The sequence below is a fragment of the Cupriavidus sp. HPC(L) genome, from assembly GCF_000307735.3.
GTDB lineage: Bacteria > Pseudomonadota > Gammaproteobacteria > Burkholderiales > Burkholderiaceae > Cupriavidus.
Genome location: NZ_AMPR02000090.1, coordinates 1 through 16,348, shown reverse-complemented (window position 1 = coordinate 16,348; position 16,348 = coordinate 1). Strand labels below are relative to the sequence as shown.

Below are 16,348 nucleotides of genomic sequence, written 5' to 3'. Positions count from 1 at the left end.
GCCCGCCGCTATCGTGGCAAGTTTCCGCGGGCCGCGGCACCGGGCTGTGTTCCCCAGCGCACCGTGCGCGCCGTCATGGTTGGCGTCATCGTTCGCGTGATCGTTCGCGTCATCGGCATCGCCTCCTCGCCTCCGGCTTCATGGTCAGGGTGCGGATCCCCATCACAGGCCGACCCGGACGATCTTCAGCGTATTGGTGCCGCCCGGCTGCCCCATCGGCTCGCCGATCGTCAGCACGATGAAATCGCCGCGCTGCACCACGCCCTTGGCGAGCAGCAGCTCCTCGGCCTGTTCCAGCGCGGTATCGCGGTCGCTGCTCGATTCCAGCGGCAGCGCCACCACGTTGCGGTACAGCTGCATCTTGCGCTGCGAGGCCAGGTTCGGCGTCATCGCGTAGATCGGCACATGGATGCGGTGACGGCTCATCCACAACGCGGTCGCGCCCGAATCGGTCAGCGCGGCTATGGCCTTCACTTGCAGATGATAGGCGGTGAACAGCGCGCCCATTGCGATCGACTGGTCGATCCGCGTGAAGGTCTGGTTCAGGAAGTCGGTATCCAGCTGGACCACCTCGGACTTCTCGGCCTCGACGCAGACCGCGGCCATCGCCTCGACGGTCTCGACCGGATAGCGTCCGGCGGCGGTCTCGGCCGACAGCATCACGGCGTCGGTGCCGTCGAGCACGGCGTTGGCCACGTCCGACACCTCGGCGCGGGTCGGCACCGGATTGACGATCATGCTTTCCATCATCTGCGTGGCGGTGATGGTCAGCTTGTTGGCCTCGCGCGCGAGCCGGATCATCCGTTTCTGCAGCGCCGGCACCGCGGCGTTGCCCACTTCCACGGCCAGGTCGCCGCGCGCCACCATGATGCCGTCCGAAGCGGCGAGGATTTCCTCGAGCACGCCCGGCCGGATCGCCTCGGCGCGCTCGATCTTGGCGATCATCCGCGCCTTGTGGCCGAACTGCTGGCCCGCCACCGCGGCGAGCTGGCGCGCCATCTCCATGTCGGTGGCGTTCTTCGGGAAGCTGACCGCGATATAGTCGGCGCCCAGCGCCATCGCGGTCTTGATGTCTTCCATGTCCTTGGCCGTCAGCGCCGGCGCCGACAGGCCGCCGCCCTGGCGGTTGATGCCCTTGTTGTTGGACAGGTCGCCGCCGACCTTGACGGTGGTGAAGATCTCGTTGCCGATCACGCGGTCGACCACCAGCACGATCAGGCCGTCGTTGAGCAGCAGCAGATCGCCCGGACCGACATCGCGCGGCAGGTCGCGGTAATCGAGGCCGGCGCGCTCCTCGTTGCCGAGCTGGCAGTTGGCGTCCAGCACGAACGGGTCGCCCGCCTTCAGCGTGACCTTGCCGTGCTCGAACTTGCCGACGCGGATCTTCGGCCCCTGCAGGTCGGCCATGATCGCGACCTCGCGGCCGCAGGCCTGGGCGGCCTCGCGCACCAGGCGCGCGCGCTCGAGGTGGTCCTCGGCGGTGCCGTGCGAGAAATTGAGCCGCACCACGTCGACCCCGGCCGCAATCATGCGGGTCAGCATCTCGAGCGTGCTGGAAGCGGGGCCGATGGTGGCGACGATCTTGGTCGAACGGGTCATCTGGTTTCCTTGTCCTTGGGGTGTCGCGGCCGTCCGCCGGCTCGCCGCCGCGGCGGCCGGCAGACGGCGGGCCTGTGGGGTCAGCCCGCGGCGCGCTGCTCCAGGACTTCGAAGGCCGGCAGCTTCTTGCCCTCGAGGAATTCGAGGAAGGCGCCGCCGCCGGTCGAGATATAGCCGACGCGGTCGGCGATGCCGTACTTGGCAATCGCGGCCAGCGTGTCGCCGCCGCCGGCGATCGAGAACGCCTTCGATTCGGCGATCGCGTCGGCCAGCACCTTGGTGCCGTTGCCGAACTGGTCGAATTCGAACACGCCGACCGGACCGTTCCAGACGATGGTGCCCGCCGCCTTCAGCTGCTCGGCCAGCATCGCCGCGGTGCGCGGACCGATGTCGAGGATCATGTCGTCGTCGGCCACGTCCTTGACGTCCTTGACGGTGGCCGCGGCGTTGGCGCTGAACTCCTTGGCGCAGACCACGTCGACCGGGATCGGCACCGAGGCGCCCCGCGCGGCCATGATGTCGATGATGGCCCTGGCTTCGCCGGCCAGGTCGGGCTCGGCCAGCGACTTGCCGATCTTCAGGCCGGCGGCCAGCATGAAGGTGTTGGCGATGCCGCCGCCGACCACCAGGTTGTCGACCTTGTCGGCGAGCGACTTCAGGATGGTCAGCTTGGTCGAGACCTTCGAGCCCGCGACGATGGCCACCAGCGGACGGGCCGGCTGGCCCAGCGCCTTGCCCAGCGCGTCGATCTCGGCGGCCAGCAGCGGACCGGCGCAGGCGATCGGCGCGTATTTGGCGATGCCGTGCGTGGTGGCCTCGGCGCGATGGGCGGTGCCGAAGGCGTCGTTGACGTAGATGTCGCAGAGCCTGGCCATCTTCTGCGCCAGCTCGTCGCTGTTCTTCTTCTCGCCCTTGTTGACGCGGCAGTTCTCGAGCAGCACCACCTGGCCGGGCGCGACCTCGACGCCGTCGACCCAGTTCTGCACCAGCTTGACGTCCTTGCCCAGCAGTTCCGACAGGCGCTTGCCGATCGGCGCCAGCGAATCGGCCGGCTTGAACTCGCCCTCGGTCGGGCGGCCCAGGTGGGAGGTCACCATCAAGGCGGCGCCGGCGTCCAGGCAGGCCTGGATCGCGGGCACGGAGGCGCGGATGCGGGTGTCCTCGGTGATGTTGCCGGCGTCGTCCTGCGGCACGTTGAGGTCGGCGCGGATGAACACGCGCTTGCCGGACAGTTTGCCTTGGGAAATCAGGTCGGATAGACGCAGGACAGAGGTCATGGCTCTTGCGGGAAAGATCGGAAAAACCGGCATTTTACCTGAAGGGGGATCCCCTTTTGCGCAATTGCAACGGGGTTGCGACGCCTGGGGCACAAAGGCAGGTGAAACCCTCATCACATCGTGCTGACGACCCTGCGGCAAAGCCGTACCATAGCTGCTCGGCCATCGCAGACGCCCCGGCGCGCTGCCCTCGAGAAGCCGTCCAATCCCAATCAAGAAGAAACAAGAAGTTGGAAAGCCGACCGGGCCGTCACTAGAGCCCGGCAGCGCGTTGCTTTGTCGTCGGAACAGGGGAAGTCGATGAACCAAGGGGAAGTCCATGGCGCAAACCATGGGCGGCGCCAGCCTTTGCACGTGCCGCCCGACGCCTGCCGCACCAACGGATCGACCGGGTCGGCCAGGTCGTTCGGGTCGCTCGGGTCAATGCGGAGGCCGCAATGACCGATAGCGACATCCACGACACCATCCGCGGACTCTACGAGGGCATCGTGGATCCGCAGGCGTGGCAGCGCAGCCTGCAGAACCTGCGCCGCGCCAGCGGCAGCACCCAGATGGGCATGGTCGTGCTGGACAAGCGCAGCGACCGCATGTCGGTGATCGAACTGGCCAATCCGGTGGAAGGACTGGCCCAGGCCTACCAGCAGACCTTTCAGGCGCTGGACCCGGGGCGCTCGTTTACGCCGCGGATGCCGCTTGGCGGCTGGTACATCGACGCGCGCGAGCTCGGTGTCGGCACCCTCTCGCGGCACCCTTTCTATGGCGACTTCCTGCATCGCTACGGCATGGGCTCGGTGATGGCCTGCCTGGTCGACCGCCAGCCCTATTACGAGGTCTTTTTCTCGCTGCAGCGGCCACTGGACGGCCCGCTGTTCGCGCCCGAGGACGCGCGCGCGCTGGACTGGGCGATTCCCCACATCCGGCAAGCGATGGCGCTGCGCGAGCGCACCAGCGCGCTGACCGCGCTGCAGCGCCTGTCGATGCAGCTGCTGGACCAGCTGGCGTTCGGCGTGATCGTCTTCACCGCGGATGCGCGCGTGCTGCTGCACAACGGCGAGGGCGAGGCCTGGGTGCGCCGGCTGGTGCCCAACCCGGCCGCCCCGCGCATGGGCACGGGTACGGGCACGGGCGACGAATGGACGCTGTCGCGCCCGTTCGCCGCGATGGTCCGCGCCGCCTGCGATGCCAGCGCGCCGGTGCCCGCCCAGGCGGCGATGGCGCAATCGCGCCAGGGCGCCCGTGCGCAGGTCGTCGTGCTGCCGCTGCCGCCGTCGCACGCGCTGGGCCAGGCCTGGCAGCAGCCGGCCGCGCTGGTCGCGATCCACGACGCCCGCGGCAGCTCGCCCCTTCTGCCCCAGGTACTGCGCGATCTTTACGGACTGACGCCGGCCGAGATGCGGCTGGCGACGCTGCTGACTACCGGCATCGGGCTGCCCGAGGCCAGCGAGCAGCTGCAGATCGGCCGCGAGACCAGCAGGACGCAGCTGAAGTCGGTGTTCATCAAGACCGGCACCAACAGCCAGGCCCAGCTGTCGCACCTGCTGACCCAGCTGAGCGCCACGCTGAAGGCGCCAGTGGCCGAACCGAACGGCGCGTCCTGAGATCAGGCCAGCAGCCGCAATGCCGTGTAGACCGCCATGCCGACCGCGATCATGCCGAGCATCCTGCGGGTGGCCAGATAGAACAGCGCGGCGGCGATGCCGGCGATCAGCTTGTAGTTTTCCAGGCCGACGGTGAAATGGCCCTGCCAGGTCATCAGGTCGGGCAGGATGATGGCCGCCAGCGCGGCCGCGGGCGCGTAGCGCAGCGCCCGCTGCAGCCGGTCGGGCAGGCTGACGTGCTCGCCCGCCATCAGGAACAAGGCCCGCGTGACGATGGTCACCACCGCCATGCCGACCAGCGCGATCCAGATCTGCCAGTGGCTCATGCCCGGTCCTCCGCCGACGAAGCGGCATGGCTGGCATGGCCGCCAGCGTTGTTGTCTGTCTTGTGATTGACGTGTGGAGGGTCCGTGTCGGCTGCCCTGTCCCGTCGCCGCTTGCGTTCGATGCCGCGCAGCGCGGCGCGGGCCGCCATCTGGTCGCTGGCCATGCCGGCCGCGATCGCCCCGGCCACCGCCACCACCAGCCCGAGCCGGTACGGCAGGTCGAAGAAGAACAGCGCCAGCACCGCGGACACCGCGACCGCCATCAGCGTCGAGCGCGAATTGATCGTCGACACCATCACCGGAATCAGCGCCAGCGTGCCGGCCAGCGCCAGTCCCCAGCTGTCCGGGAACAGGCTCGCCAGCAGGATGCCCGCCAGCGACGACACCTGCCACATCACGAAGTTGACCAGCGCCATGCCCCAGAAATAGCCTTCCTTGCCGGGCTCGTAGCCCGGCGCCTGGTAGCGCTGCATGAAGAAGACGAAATGCAGGTCGCCGTTGAACGACCCCAGCACGGTGCGGCGCCACAGCGGCAGATAGCTGAAATGCGGCTGCAGCGCGGCGCTGAAGATCACGAAGCGCAGGTTGACCACGGCCGCGGTCAGCCAGATCGTCCACAGCGGCATGCCGGCGGCGAACAGCGGCAGTACCGCCAGCTGGGCCGAGCCGGCATAGACCAGCAGGCTCATGCCGATCGCCTCGGGCACCGTCATCACCGACTTGCTCATCGCGACGCCCGTTACCAGCCCCCACGAGAACGTGGCGGGCAGCGACGGCGCGAATCGGCGCGCGCCGGCCAGGAAGCCGGTGCGCTCGGCGGGCGGGAAACGGGTCCAGAAATGGTGCAGGACGCCTTGCGTGGCACGATGCCAAAGGCGCAACCAGGCCGGGGGCCGAGGGGAAGTCATGGAGCGGATGCGGTGAGGATCCGGCCGATCGCGCGACGGCGCGGCACCATTCCCCGCGCCGCGCCGGCATCGCCGGACACCCCGCCGCGAGCGCGGCGGGTAAGGCGCCATTATAGGGCCTGGCGCACATCGGGTAAGTGGCTGCTTAAATCCGCGGAACGCAGCCAGTGCAGCGTTCGGCCGGCTATTCGGCGACGTCCGCCGGCAGCGCCGCGCGCATCGCCTCCGCATCCCGCGCCGGCGGCGCGCCAAACAGGCGCCGGTATTCCCGCGTGAACTGCGGCACGCTCTCGTAACCGACGGCAAAGGCCGCGCTGCTGGCCGTGATGCCATCGGCCAGCATCAGCCGGCGCGCTTCGATCAGCCGCAGCTGCTTCTGGAACTGCAACGGCGACAGCGACGTGACAGTACGGAAGTGCTGGTAGAACGACGACGGGCTCATGCCGGCGGCCGCGGCCAGCCGCTCCATCGGCAACGGCTTCGCGAAGTCCTCGCGCAGCACCGCCACGGCGCGCGCCACGCGGCGCGCATTGCCTTCCGGCCATCCCAGTTCGCGGATCGCCGCGCCATGCCGGCCGGCCAGCAGCCAGTAATGCAGCTCACGAACGCGCTGCGCGTGCAGCACCGGAACCGCCTCCGGCCGCTCGACCAGACGCATCAACCGCAGCGCGGCGTCGGCGACCTCGGCATCGGTGGGCTGGTAGCGCACCGCCAAGCCGCCTGCCGCCGGCAGCGTCTGCATCTGCATCGCCAGTTCGGCGATCACGGCCGGCTCTAGATCCAGCACCAGCGACAGATACGGCGCTTCGCGGCTGGCCCGGCTGACCTGGCTGACGGTCGGCACGTCGGCGGTAATCAGCAGCGAGTCGCCCGCCTCGAAGGTGAACGTCTGCGAGCCAATGGTGACCTGCTTGCTCCCTTGAAGCACCAGACAGACCAGCGGCCGCGCGATCGCATGGACCAGTCCGCTGGGCGAGGTCGCCCGGATCGTGGTCAGGCCCGGCACTGGCGTTTGGGCAAGGCCGTCGGGATCGGCGTAGGCGTCCGTGTAGCGGCGGACGGCATCGAGCAGCTCGGCGTTCATGCGCGCAGCATAGCGTTGCTCCGCCGCGATGGCGAACCGGCTCGGAGATTCAGGCAAGAAAGCGGGAGAAATTGACAAAGACTATCGAGACGCGAACTCCAATAATTCGAAGCACCACCAACCGAACCACAGGAGTTCTCGCCATGAACAGCATTGCCCTCGTGACAGGTGCCAGCCGCGGGCTGGGCCGAGCCACCGCCATCAGCATTGCCCGCAGCGGCGGCGATGTCATCGTGACCTACCAGCGCCGTGCCGACCAGGCCAACGCCGTCGTCGCCGAGATCGAGGCCATGGGCCGCAAGGCCCGCGCGCTGCAGCTCGACACCGGCGACGTCGGCAGCTTCGCCGCATTCGCACAAGCGCTGGGCGTTGCGCTGCGCGAGACCTGGCAGCGCGACAGCTTCGACCATCTGGTCAACAACGCCGGCCACGGCGACCATGCGCTGATCGCCGACACCACGGAGGCGCAGTTCGACGCGCTGGTCAACGTGCATTTCAAGGGCGTCTATTTCCTGACGCAGACGCTGCTGCCGCTGATCCGCGACGGCGGACGCATCGTCAACCTGTCCAGCGGGCTGACGCGCGTGTCCTTCCCCGGCTACGCCGCGTACGCGGCGGTCAAGGGCGCGGTGGAAGTGCTGACGCGGTATATGGCGAAGGAACTGGGCGCGCGCGGCATCGCGGTCAATACCGTCGCCCCGGGCGCGATCGAAACCGACTTCGGCGGCGGCGCCGTCCGCGACAACCCCGAGATCAACAAGCTGTTCGCGGAAATGACCGCGCTGGGCCGCGCCGGCGTGCCGGACGATATCGGACCGATGATTGCGAGCCTGCTGTCGGAGAGCCACCGCTGGGTCAACGCCCAGCGGATCGAGGTGTCGGGTGGTCAGGGAATCTGAGGCGACTATCTTTTGACGTCATGCGCGCTCGTCGGCCATTCCCTGCGCAAGCAGGCGAAAACCCGGCGTGCGTGCTGCGGCGGCATCAAACGTCGCGACCCATTCGCATGCCGCGGCGTGGCACGTCCGTTCGATCAAACAGTCCGCAAAATCGGCGGTGGACGTCGCATACGATTGGAGGGCTTTGCGAACCGTTTCGGGCGATTCGACCACCAGTTCGCGCGACTCCAATATGCCTTGAACGATGGCCGCAATGCCGTTTCGCTTGACCCCGAAGCGCCGCGTCATTACCCATACCAGTTCGACGAGCGCGACGATCGGCACGTAGCCGCGTCGCTCGGGACTCAAGCCCTCCAGCAGGGCGCTGGCGACAGGAGACTGCAGTGGATCGTCCTGCGCGAAATATCGGACCAGGACGTTGGTATCAATTCCGATCACCGGCCGACGCTCCCTGTTCCGCGATTGCCGCGTTCATGTCGTCGACCGAAACGGGTTTGTCCGGCTTCGGTAAAACACCCTTCAGCCGCTTGACCGACTGACTGGCTGGAATTACCTCGTAGTTGCCTGTGGCTTCGTTCATTACAAACTCCACGCGATCGCCTGCCGACAAGCCCAACCTGTCCCGAACCTCAGCAGGAAGGGTGACTTGCCCCCTCGAAGTCATCGTGACCGATGGCATGTGCTTACCTCCTGTCGATCCGTTACCAACATTCGCATTGAACGCCAGTGGACCGCGGGCAGCAAGCGGGCGATTGTGGAGCCGGAACGCCCGCCAGACTTCCAGAAAGAACGGCGCTCCTCAGGAAACGGGCCGTCGCACAGGCAGCGCGGCCCGAAGTCCTGATCATCAATCGATCGACGCTCCCACCGTCTTGACGACGTTCGCCCACTTCTGGCGGTCGGCCTTGACCGTGGCGCGGAACTGGTCGACGGTTTCGACGCGCGGCGTGTTGCCCGCGTCGACCAGCTTCTGGCGCACCGCCGGGTTTTCCAGCGCGACGCGCACGGCCTCGTTGACCTTGCGGGCGATCTGCGGGTCCAGGCCCTTGGGACCGAAGAAGCCGAACCAGATCGTGCTGTTGTAGTTGGGCACGCCGCTCTCGGCGATGGTCGGCACATCGGGGATCACGGGCACGCGCTTGGCGGTGGTCACGCCCAGCAGCCTGACCTTGCCGGCGCGGTATTGCGGCAGCACGCTCTGCACCTGGTTGAAGATGCAGCAGACCTCGCCCTTGAGCACGGCCTGCAGCGCGTCGGGGCCGCCCTTGTACGGCACGTGGACCATGTCCAGGCCCGCGCGCGCGTTGAATTCGGCGAAGGCCAGATGGGTGCCGGTGCCGTTGCCGGTCGACGCGTAGTTGTACTTGCCCGGGTTGGCCTTGACCTTCTCGATGAATTCCTTGACCGACTTGACGTCGAGTACCGCCGGATTGACGGTCAGCACGTTGGAGACCTCGACCAGCGGCGCGATCGGCGTGAAGTCGGCCTCGGCGTCGAACGGCAGGTTCTTGTACAGCGCCGGGTTGATGCCATGGGTCGCGGCGGTGCCCAGCAGCAGCGTATAGCCGTCCGGCTTGGCGTGGGCGACCACTTCGGAGGCGACGTTGCCGCCGGCGCCCGGCCGGTAGTCGTACAGGATCGTGGTCTTCAGCGACTTCTGCAGCGAGTCCTGCAGCGTGCGGCCGACCATGTCGACGCCCGAGCCGGCGGTAAAGCCCATCAGGATGGTGATCGGCTTGTTGTCGGGCCAGTTGCCCGGGCCCTGCGCGTGCGCGGACGGTGCCAACGACAGGCAGGCGAGGCTGCCCAGGCTGGCCAGGGTGGCGGCAAGACGGGTCACGAGGCGGCGGGTCGAAGTGCGGGTCATGGCAGCGGAAAGTCCAAAAAACCAGAACGGGAAGGTGCGGTCCCTGGCGGGCATGTGCGGCGGGGTCCGGATTCCAAAGCAAGTACGATACCAACGAATCGCCACTTTCCAAACGATTGAGTTCGCTTGAGCGTATGCCCTGACGATATAAGCGGGGCCCGACCGCTGGCGGAACACCCCACCATCGTGGGCCTGGCGCCGCTTTCCCGCCGCCATCCCGCCGCTTCCTTGCCCCCGCGCCGCGTTGGCACGGGGTGTGCCGGGGCTTACAATGTCGCCTTTGCACCTTTTTGACGTTTTTGCGGGAGACGAGCATGTCGATGGCCGATCGTGACGGAAAGATCTGGATGGATGGCAAGTTGATCGATTGGCGCGACGCCAAGATCCACGTGCTGACCCATACCCTGCACTACGGCATGGGCGTATTCGAGGGTGTGCGCGCCTACAAGACGCCGGCCGGCACCGCGATCTTCCGGCTCAAGGAGCACACCCGCCGGCTGTTCAATTCCGCCAAGATCTTCCAGATGGAGATCCCGTTCGACCAGGCGACCCTGGAGGCGGCGCAGCGCGAGGTGGTCAAGGCCAACCAGCTCGAGTCCTGCTATATCCGCCCGCTGGTCTGGATCGGCTCGGAAAAGCTCGGCGTCTCCGCGCGCGGCAACACGATCCACGTGGCGATCGCCGCCTGGCCCTGGGGCGCCTACCTGGGCGAGGAAGGCATGGAGCGCGGCATCCGCGTCAAGACCTCGTCGTTCACCCGCCATCACGTCAACGTGTCGCTGGTACGCGCCAAGGCCAGCGGCTACTACATCAACTCGATCCTGGCCAACCAGGAGGCCACGAGCCTGGGCTACGACGAGGCGCTGCTGCTCGACACCGACGGCTATGTCAGCGAAGGCTCCGGCGAGAACGTCTTCATCGTGCGCAACGGCGTGATCTACACCCCGGACCTCGCCTCCTGCCTGGACGGCATCACCCGCGACGCGACGCTGACGATCGCGCGCGACCTGGGCATCGAAGTCCGCGAGAAGCGCATCACCCGCGACGAGATGTACTGCGCGGACGAAGCGTTCTTCACCGGCACCGCGGCCGAAGTCACGCCGATCCGCGAGCTCGACGACCGCATCATCGGCGAAGGCCGCCGCGGGCCGATCACCAAGCAGATCCAGGACGCCTTCTTCGCCGCGGTCGGCGGCACCAACGAGAAGTACCAGCACTGGCTGACCCTGGTCTGATGCCGGCGGCCCGGCGGCCATCGGCGCCGGGCCTGCCGCAGCACCAGCCGGACCCCCCATCTGACTAGACTGACCCCGCAACACCATGACGCAAACCGCAAACGTCGTCGAAATCGGCGCCGAAGACCTCCCGCTGCACTGCCCCACCCCCAATACGCCGACCTGGAACTACCATCCGCGCGTGTTCCTCGATGTGGCGGACACCGGCCAGGCCAAGTGCCCGTACTGCGGCACCGTCTACCAGCTCAAGCCGGGCACCGTGCTGAAGGGCCACCACTGATCGCCCGCTCGCCCGTTCCCGGCGGCGGCCACGCTGATGTGGCCGCGTCGCCGGCCGGCACCGAACGCCCCGTTTTCCTCTCGCCGCTCTGCCGCCCCGCCAACCCGCGGGGCGGCACGGCGGCGCCTTGCTTATGAACAAAGCCCTCGTCATCGCGCCCAACTGGATCGGCGACGCCCTGATGGCGCAGCCGCTGTTCGCGCTGCTCAAGCAACGCCATCCGCGCCTGGCCATCGATGCGCTCGCGCCGAAATGGGTCGCGCCCGTGCTCGCGCGCATGCCCGAGATCGGGCGCGTGTTTCCCAGCGACCTGGCGCACGGCAAGCTGCAGCTGTCGGCCCGGCTGATGTTCGCGCAGCAGCTGAAGAACGAAGGCTACGACGTCGCCTACGTGCTGCCCAACTCGCTGAAGTCCGCGCTGATCCCGTGGCTGGCCGGCATTCCGCTGCGCGTGGGCTACCGCGGCGAGGCGCGCTTCGGCCTGCTGAACATCCGGCACGCCAATCCGCCGAAGGACAAGCGTCCGCCGATGGTCGAGCACTACGCGCGGCTGGCGCTCAAGCCCGGCGCGCGGCTGCCCGAGGCGCTGCCCGAGCCGCGGCTGCGCGTCGATCCGGCACGCGTGGTCAAGACCGCCGAGCGCTTCGACATCGCGCCGCAAACCCGGCTGATCGCCTTCTGCCCCGGCGCCGAATACGGTCCGGCCAAGCGCTGGCCCGCCGCGCATTTCGCCGAGCTGGCGCAGATGCTGCGCCGCTCGTACCCGTACGCGCAGATCGTGACGCTGGGCTCGGCCAAGGACGGCGAGATCGCCGCCGAGATCTGCGCCGGCGCGCCGTTCGTGCGCAATCTGTGCGGCCAGACCTCGCTGGACGACGCGGTCGACCTGCTGGCGCTGGCCGAGGCGGCGGTCTGCAACGACTCCGGCCTGATGCACGTGACGGCGGCCCTGAACCGGCCGCAGGTCGCGGTATTCGGCTCCAGCGATCCCCGCCATACGCCCCCGCTGTCACAGGCAGCGAGTATCATGTGGCTCCAGCTCGAGTGCAGCCCCTGTTTCCAGCGCGAATGCCCGCTCGGCCATCTGCGCTGCCTCAGGGAGATCGAGCCGGAAATGGTGTTCGTGGAGCTGCGCAAGCTGCTGCACCGGCCTTGATCCGTAGCGAACACCGCGCGCCGGCGCCGCGCCACCAGGCGGGCCCGGCGCCGCTGATTGACCCGCGATGGCCGTCCCGCACAGATCGACCGACACGGCGACTGGGACGGCTTCGATTCATGGCCCGGCCTGCCGGCGGGGCCCACCGACCGATCCCGCCATGCCTCGCTTCGCCCGCCTGTTCGATTCCGCCGAAGACATCCTGGAAGCCTTTCGCGAGGCATTGAAGCTGCGCGATGCCGAAGGCGCGCTGAAACTGTGGCTGGACGAGGATTCGATCACCTGCGTGATGCCCGACGGCCAGCGGCTGATCGGCCACGATCATCTGCGCCAGGCCTTCCTGCAGCTGCTGGACCGCCAGCCGGTGCTGATCGACGTGCTCGAGAGCAGCAGCCATTCGACGCTGGGCGTCTCGATCTTCGACGTGACCGAGGCGCTGCGTTTCGCCACCGACCGCGTCGAGGCCGACCTGTACGTGCACACCACCTACGTGCTGATGCAGAACCACGAGGGCTGGCGCCTGGCGCATATTCATTGCAGCCCGGCCAACGCGGCGCAGGTCGCGATCTCGACCGCGACGGCCAAGCAGGCCCTGCACTGAACCACCCCGGGAAGCGCCCGGCATCGGAGCCATCGGAGCGCCCGCCGCCATGTCCCGCCCCGCCGACCTGATCCGGCATCCGTCCTCGCCATTGCCCGACCCGCACGGGTTCGACGCCCACGCTCGCATGCCGTGGTGGCTGCGCGACGGCCATAGCCAGACCATCATCCCGGCCCGGCTGACGCGCCGGCCGCGCGTGAGCTTCCGCCGCGAACGCTGGGACACGCCCGACGGCGACTTCATCGACCTGGACTGGACCACGCATCCGGTCGCGCCCGGCGCCCCGCTGCTGGTGCTGTTCCACGGGCTCGAGGGCAACTCGACCAGCCACTACGCGCAGGCGATGATGGCCGCGCTGCGCGAGCGCGGCTGGCAAGGCGTGATCCCGCATTTCCGCGGCTGCTCGGGCGAGCTGAACCTGGCGCCGCGCTTCTACCATTCCGGCGACTACGAAGAGATCGACTGGGTGCTGCGGCGGCTCGCGCAGCGGCATGCGGGCGGCGGCCGGCGGCTGTACGCGCTCGGCATCTCGCTCGGCGGCAATGCGCTGCTGCGCTATCTGGGCGAGGCGCAGTCGAGCGCCGGCTTCGTGGACGGCGCCGCCTCGGTGTCCGCGCCGCTCGATCTGGCGGGCGGCGGCGCGGCGCTGTCGCGCGGCTTCAACCGCGTCTATACGCAGATGTTCCTGCGAACGCTCAAGCGCAAGTCGCTGGACAAGCTGGCCCAGTTTCCGGGCCTGTTCGACCGCGCCGCGCTGCTGGCCAGCCGCGATCTCTATGCCTTCGACAACGTGGTCACCGCCCCGCTGCACGGCTTTCGCGATACCGACGACTACTGGGCGCGCGCCGCCAGCAAGCCGGTGCTGCGCCATATCGCCGTGCCGACGCTGGTGCTGAACGCGCGCAACGATCCCTTCCTGCCGGCGCGCTATCTGCCCGGCCCGGGCGACGTCAGCGGCCTGGTGCTGCTCGACCAGCCCGAGCATGGCGGCCACGTCGGCTTTCTGGCGCCGCCGCGCGACTGGCGGCGGCATCTTCCGCTGTCGTCGTTGCTGCCGGGCGGCGGCCATGTCGACTGGCTGCCGGCGCGGGTGCTGCGATTCTTCGATAGCCTGGGCTGACAGGTTCTACGCTGGAATCGGCATCGCTGCGATGTACCGCGCGCCTCCCGCGAGATGCGGCGCACGCAAGGAGTTCAACAGGAGACGAGCATGGACGAGATCGTCAAGCAGGCGATGGCCCGCTGGCCCAATGTCCCCTACTGCTATGGCTGGCTCGCGCTGGACCGGCGCGGCCAATGGCGCCTGCGCAACGAATACGCGCAGCAGCATGGCCTGTCCGGCGATCCGCTGCGGCATCCGGCGCTGGTCGGCTTCATCGAACGCAACTATCTGTGCGACGAGCATGGCGCGTGGTTCTTCCAGAACGGGCCGCAGCGCGTATTCGTCGAACTCGCCTATGCGCCGTGGGTGGTGCGCCTGCACGAGGGCCAGTTCCATACCACGTCGCAGCGGGCCTTCACGCCGCGCTGCTGCCATGCCGACGAGCACGGCAATGTGGTGCTGGCCGGCGAGATCGACGGGGAGAGCGGTGTGCAGGCGGCGCTGCTGCACGACCACGATCTCGACGCGTTCAGCGGCAATTGCGACTGGCACGGCGAGGCCTGCGGCACGGACCTTGGCATGTTTCATTTCGGTGGCCGCGATCTGCCGATCGAGCCGATCGCCGAGGCCGAGGTGCCGCGGCGCTTCGGCTTCGTGCGGCAGCCGCGGCCGGCGCCGCAGCAGGGGCAGGAACCGCCGCCGTCGAACTGACCGCGCTTGCCGTCGCGTTCCCGCACGGACAACCGCGGCGGCTCAGTTCGGGATGCCCTTGTTGTCCTGGCGTTCTTCCCGATACTGGCGCTCGAGTTGGTGCAGCCGCGCATCGACCTCGGACAACGTATAGAAGTCGCCATCGCCGGCCTTGCGCGCGATCTGCAGCTGTTCGATCGCGGCCTGATAGGCGCCGTCGCGCGCGTATTTCTCTGCCAGCGCCTGATGCTGCTGCACGCGCTTGCCCTGCGCCGCGTAGGCACGCGCCAGCAGCTCCCACCATTCGGCGCGCGCGCTTTCCTCGCGGGTGCGCGAACGCAGGAAGGTCACCAGCTCGTCGGCGCGGCCGGCGCCCAGCAGCGTCTCCGCATACGACAGCGCGACCGCGTGCGACAAGGGGAAGGTCTTCATCGAGGCCAGCGCCTGGCGCACCGCGTCGGGCACGCGGCCCTGCCCGCGCGCCAGTTCGATTGCCATCACGTCCAGCATCGGGCTGCCCGATGACGCGCCCGGGATATTGCCGTACAGCCGGCGCGCCTCGGCCAGCGCCTGCTCGGCCTGCACCAGCCGGCCCAGCCGCTGCTCGGCGAAGGCAATGCCGTAGTAAATCGCAGGCAGCCGCATCGGCGACGCGCTGGACAGCTGCGCCTGCAGCGCGGCGCGCGCGTTCCGGATGTCGGTGGGATTGGCTTCCTGCAGGATGCGCGCGCGCACCCGCGCGAACTCGTACTCGGGCGTGCTGCCGACCTTGCGCACCGGAAGATGGCTGGCGCGGTCCTGCATGTCGGCGATCCGCTCGGAGGTCAGCGGGTGGGTGCGCACATAGGACGGCACCGAGCTCTCCGAGATGCCGGTAACCCGCTGCAGCCGGCGGAAGAAGTCGGGCATGCCCTGCGGATCGAAGCCCGCGGCCGACAGGATCTGGAAGCCGACCCGGTCGGCCTCGCGCTCGGCGCCGCGCGAGAACGACAGCTGGTTGGCCAGCGCCGCGCCCTGCCCGCCCATCGCCAGCGCTGCGGCGGCATCGGGGCTGCGGGTCGCCGCCAGGCCGGCCAGCACCATCGACGCCAGCGCGATCCACATCGATTGATCCTGGCTGGTGATGCCGCGCGCGATATGACGTTGCGTGACGTGGCCGATCTCGTGGCCGAGCACCGACGCCAGTTCCGACTCGGTCTCCGACTGCACCAGCAGGCCGGTATGCACGCCGATATAGCCGCCGGGCAGCGCAAACGCGTTGATGGTCCGGTCGCGCACGGCGAACAGTTCGAAGCCCGTCGCGAAGGTGCCGCCGCCGGTGGTGCCGGCCAGGTTCTGGCGGCGGGCGGCCTGGATCAGCTTGTAGCCGAGCGCATTCAGATAATCGGCCAGCAGCGCATCGGTGACGTACTGCGGATCGCGGCGGATGTCGCGCATGATGCGGTCGCCCAGCCGCTTCTCCATGTCTGGCGACAGCGCCGCGGTCGACGGATCGCCCATGTCCGGCAGCTGGATGCCGTTGCTCTCGACCACCGGATTGCCGCTGCGCAGGCCGAAGTCGGACCGCTGTCCGGCCTTCACGCTGCGGTTCAGGTTGTCGTAGACCTGATCGCTGGCGTCACCGCCCAGGCCCGGCAGCGCCGGCGCGATCGAGGGCACTGCCTTGCCCGCCGGCGCCGAGGCGGCCTGGGGCCAGGCGGGCGTGGCAAGCGCCAGCATCAGCAGC

General features: G+C 68.5%; 17 protein-coding genes. 8 read left to right on the top strand and 9 right to left on the bottom strand.

From position 1 onward, the window contains the following. Window positions 1-162: 162 nt before the first annotated feature. Both pyk and B551_RS06930 read right to left on the bottom strand, forming a co-directional pair. Window positions 163-1,599 carry a pyruvate kinase gene (pyk, locus tag B551_RS06935; protein WP_006577366.1) on the bottom strand — a complete coding sequence of 479 codons (1,437 nt, stop codon included), beginning with the start codon at window positions 1,597-1,599 and terminating at the stop codon, window positions 163-165. A gap of 80 nt (window positions 1,600-1,679) precedes the next feature. Continuing rightward, complete coding sequence (locus B551_RS06930) at window positions 1,680-2,876, bottom strand: phosphoglycerate kinase (protein WP_006577365.1); 1,197 nt, start codon at window positions 2,874-2,876, stop codon at window positions 1,680-1,682. 437 nt (window positions 2,877-3,313) lie between these two features. Between B551_RS06930 and B551_RS06925 the strand changes: the two genes are divergently transcribed. Then, window positions 3,314-4,474, top strand: coding sequence for a helix-turn-helix transcriptional regulator (locus B551_RS06925; RefSeq protein WP_023263745.1), 1,161 nt, complete (start codon window positions 3,314-3,316; stop codon window positions 4,472-4,474). Between the two features lie 2 nt (window positions 4,475-4,476). On the opposite strand, the gene B551_RS06920 is transcribed toward B551_RS06925, so the two are convergent. The 3 genes from B551_RS06920 to B551_RS06910 all read right to left on the bottom strand — a co-directional run bounded on the left by B551_RS06920 (window position 4,477) and on the right by B551_RS06910 (window position 6,792). Then, window positions 4,477-4,800 carry an AzlD domain-containing protein gene (locus tag B551_RS06920; protein ID WP_006575853.1) on the bottom strand — a complete coding sequence of 108 codons (324 nt, stop codon included), beginning with the start codon at window positions 4,798-4,800 and terminating at the stop codon, window positions 4,477-4,479. Further along, a complete protein-coding gene (locus B551_RS06915; RefSeq protein WP_043437886.1) occupies window positions 4,797-5,708 on the bottom strand; it encodes an AzlC family ABC transporter permease in 912 nt (303 codons plus the stop codon). The genes B551_RS06920 and B551_RS06915 overlap by 4 nt, the downstream gene beginning before the upstream one ends. A 184-nt stretch (window positions 5,709-5,892) precedes the next feature. Beyond that, window positions 5,893-6,792: an AraC family transcriptional regulator gene (locus B551_RS06910; protein WP_006575851.1), complete on the bottom strand. Its 900-nt coding sequence runs from the start codon at window positions 6,790-6,792 to the stop codon at window positions 5,893-5,895. A 143-nt stretch (window positions 6,793-6,935) separates the two neighbouring features. Between B551_RS06910 and B551_RS06905 the strand changes: the two genes are divergently transcribed. Then, window positions 6,936-7,691 (top strand): SDR family NAD(P)-dependent oxidoreductase, encoded by a 756-nt coding sequence (locus tag B551_RS06905; protein ID WP_006575850.1) that lies wholly within the window; start codon window positions 6,936-6,938, stop codon window positions 7,689-7,691. An 18-nt stretch (window positions 7,692-7,709) separates the two neighbouring features. Here B551_RS06905 and B551_RS06900 read toward each other — a convergent pair whose 3' ends face one another. The 3 genes from B551_RS06900 to B551_RS06895 all read right to left on the bottom strand — a co-directional run bounded on the left by B551_RS06900 (window position 7,710) and on the right by B551_RS06895 (window position 9,558). Then, complete coding sequence (locus tag B551_RS06900) at window positions 7,710-8,129, bottom strand: PIN domain-containing protein (RefSeq protein WP_006575849.1); 420 nt, start codon at window positions 8,127-8,129, stop codon at window positions 7,710-7,712. Beyond that, a complete protein-coding gene (locus tag B551_RS25525) occupies window positions 8,116-8,370 on the bottom strand; it encodes an AbrB/MazE/SpoVT family DNA-binding domain-containing protein (RefSeq protein ID WP_006575848.1) in 255 nt (84 codons plus the stop codon). The genes B551_RS06900 and B551_RS25525 overlap by 14 nt, the downstream gene beginning before the upstream one ends. A gap of 168 nt (window positions 8,371-8,538) precedes the next feature. Then, a complete protein-coding gene (locus tag B551_RS06895) occupies window positions 8,539-9,558 on the bottom strand; it encodes a tripartite tricarboxylate transporter substrate binding protein (RefSeq protein ID WP_006575847.1) in 1,020 nt (339 codons plus the stop codon). A gap of 314 nt (window positions 9,559-9,872) precedes the next feature. Here B551_RS06895 and B551_RS06890 point away from each other — a divergent pair, with 314 nt between their 5' ends. From B551_RS06890 to B551_RS06865, 6 genes are all read left to right on the top strand, one after another. Further along, on the top strand, window positions 9,873-10,793 hold the full coding sequence (locus B551_RS06890) for a branched-chain amino acid transaminase (protein WP_006575846.1): 921 nt from the start codon (window positions 9,873-9,875) through the stop codon (window positions 10,791-10,793). 85 nt (window positions 10,794-10,878) lie between these two features. Further along, window positions 10,879-11,073: a zinc-finger domain-containing protein gene (locus B551_RS06885; protein WP_006575845.1), complete on the top strand. Its 195-nt coding sequence runs from the start codon at window positions 10,879-10,881 to the stop codon at window positions 11,071-11,073. A 133-nt stretch (window positions 11,074-11,206) separates the two neighbouring features. Beyond that, window positions 11,207-12,229: a lipopolysaccharide heptosyltransferase II gene (gene waaF / locus B551_RS06880; protein ID WP_023263744.1), complete on the top strand. Its 1,023-nt coding sequence runs from the start codon at window positions 11,207-11,209 to the stop codon at window positions 12,227-12,229. 160 nt (window positions 12,230-12,389) lie between these two features. Next, window positions 12,390-12,830, top strand: coding sequence for a nuclear transport factor 2 family protein (locus B551_RS06875; protein WP_023263743.1), 441 nt, complete (start codon window positions 12,390-12,392; stop codon window positions 12,828-12,830). A gap of 127 nt (window positions 12,831-12,957) precedes the next feature. Next, window positions 12,958-13,950, top strand: coding sequence for a YheT family hydrolase (locus tag B551_RS06870; RefSeq protein WP_023263742.1), 993 nt, complete (start codon window positions 12,958-12,960; stop codon window positions 13,948-13,950). Window positions 13,951-14,040: 90 nt separating this feature from the next. Beyond that, complete coding sequence (locus tag B551_RS06865; protein ID WP_006575843.1) at window positions 14,041-14,643, top strand: DUF2946 family protein; 603 nt, start codon at window positions 14,041-14,043, stop codon at window positions 14,641-14,643. 42 nt (window positions 14,644-14,685) lie between these two features. On the opposite strand, the gene B551_RS06860 is transcribed toward B551_RS06865, so the two are convergent. Continuing rightward, a complete protein-coding gene (locus tag B551_RS06860; RefSeq protein ID WP_023263741.1) occupies window positions 14,686-16,347 on the bottom strand; it encodes a M48 family metalloprotease in 1,662 nt (553 codons plus the stop codon). Window position 16,348: the final 1 nt, after the last annotated feature.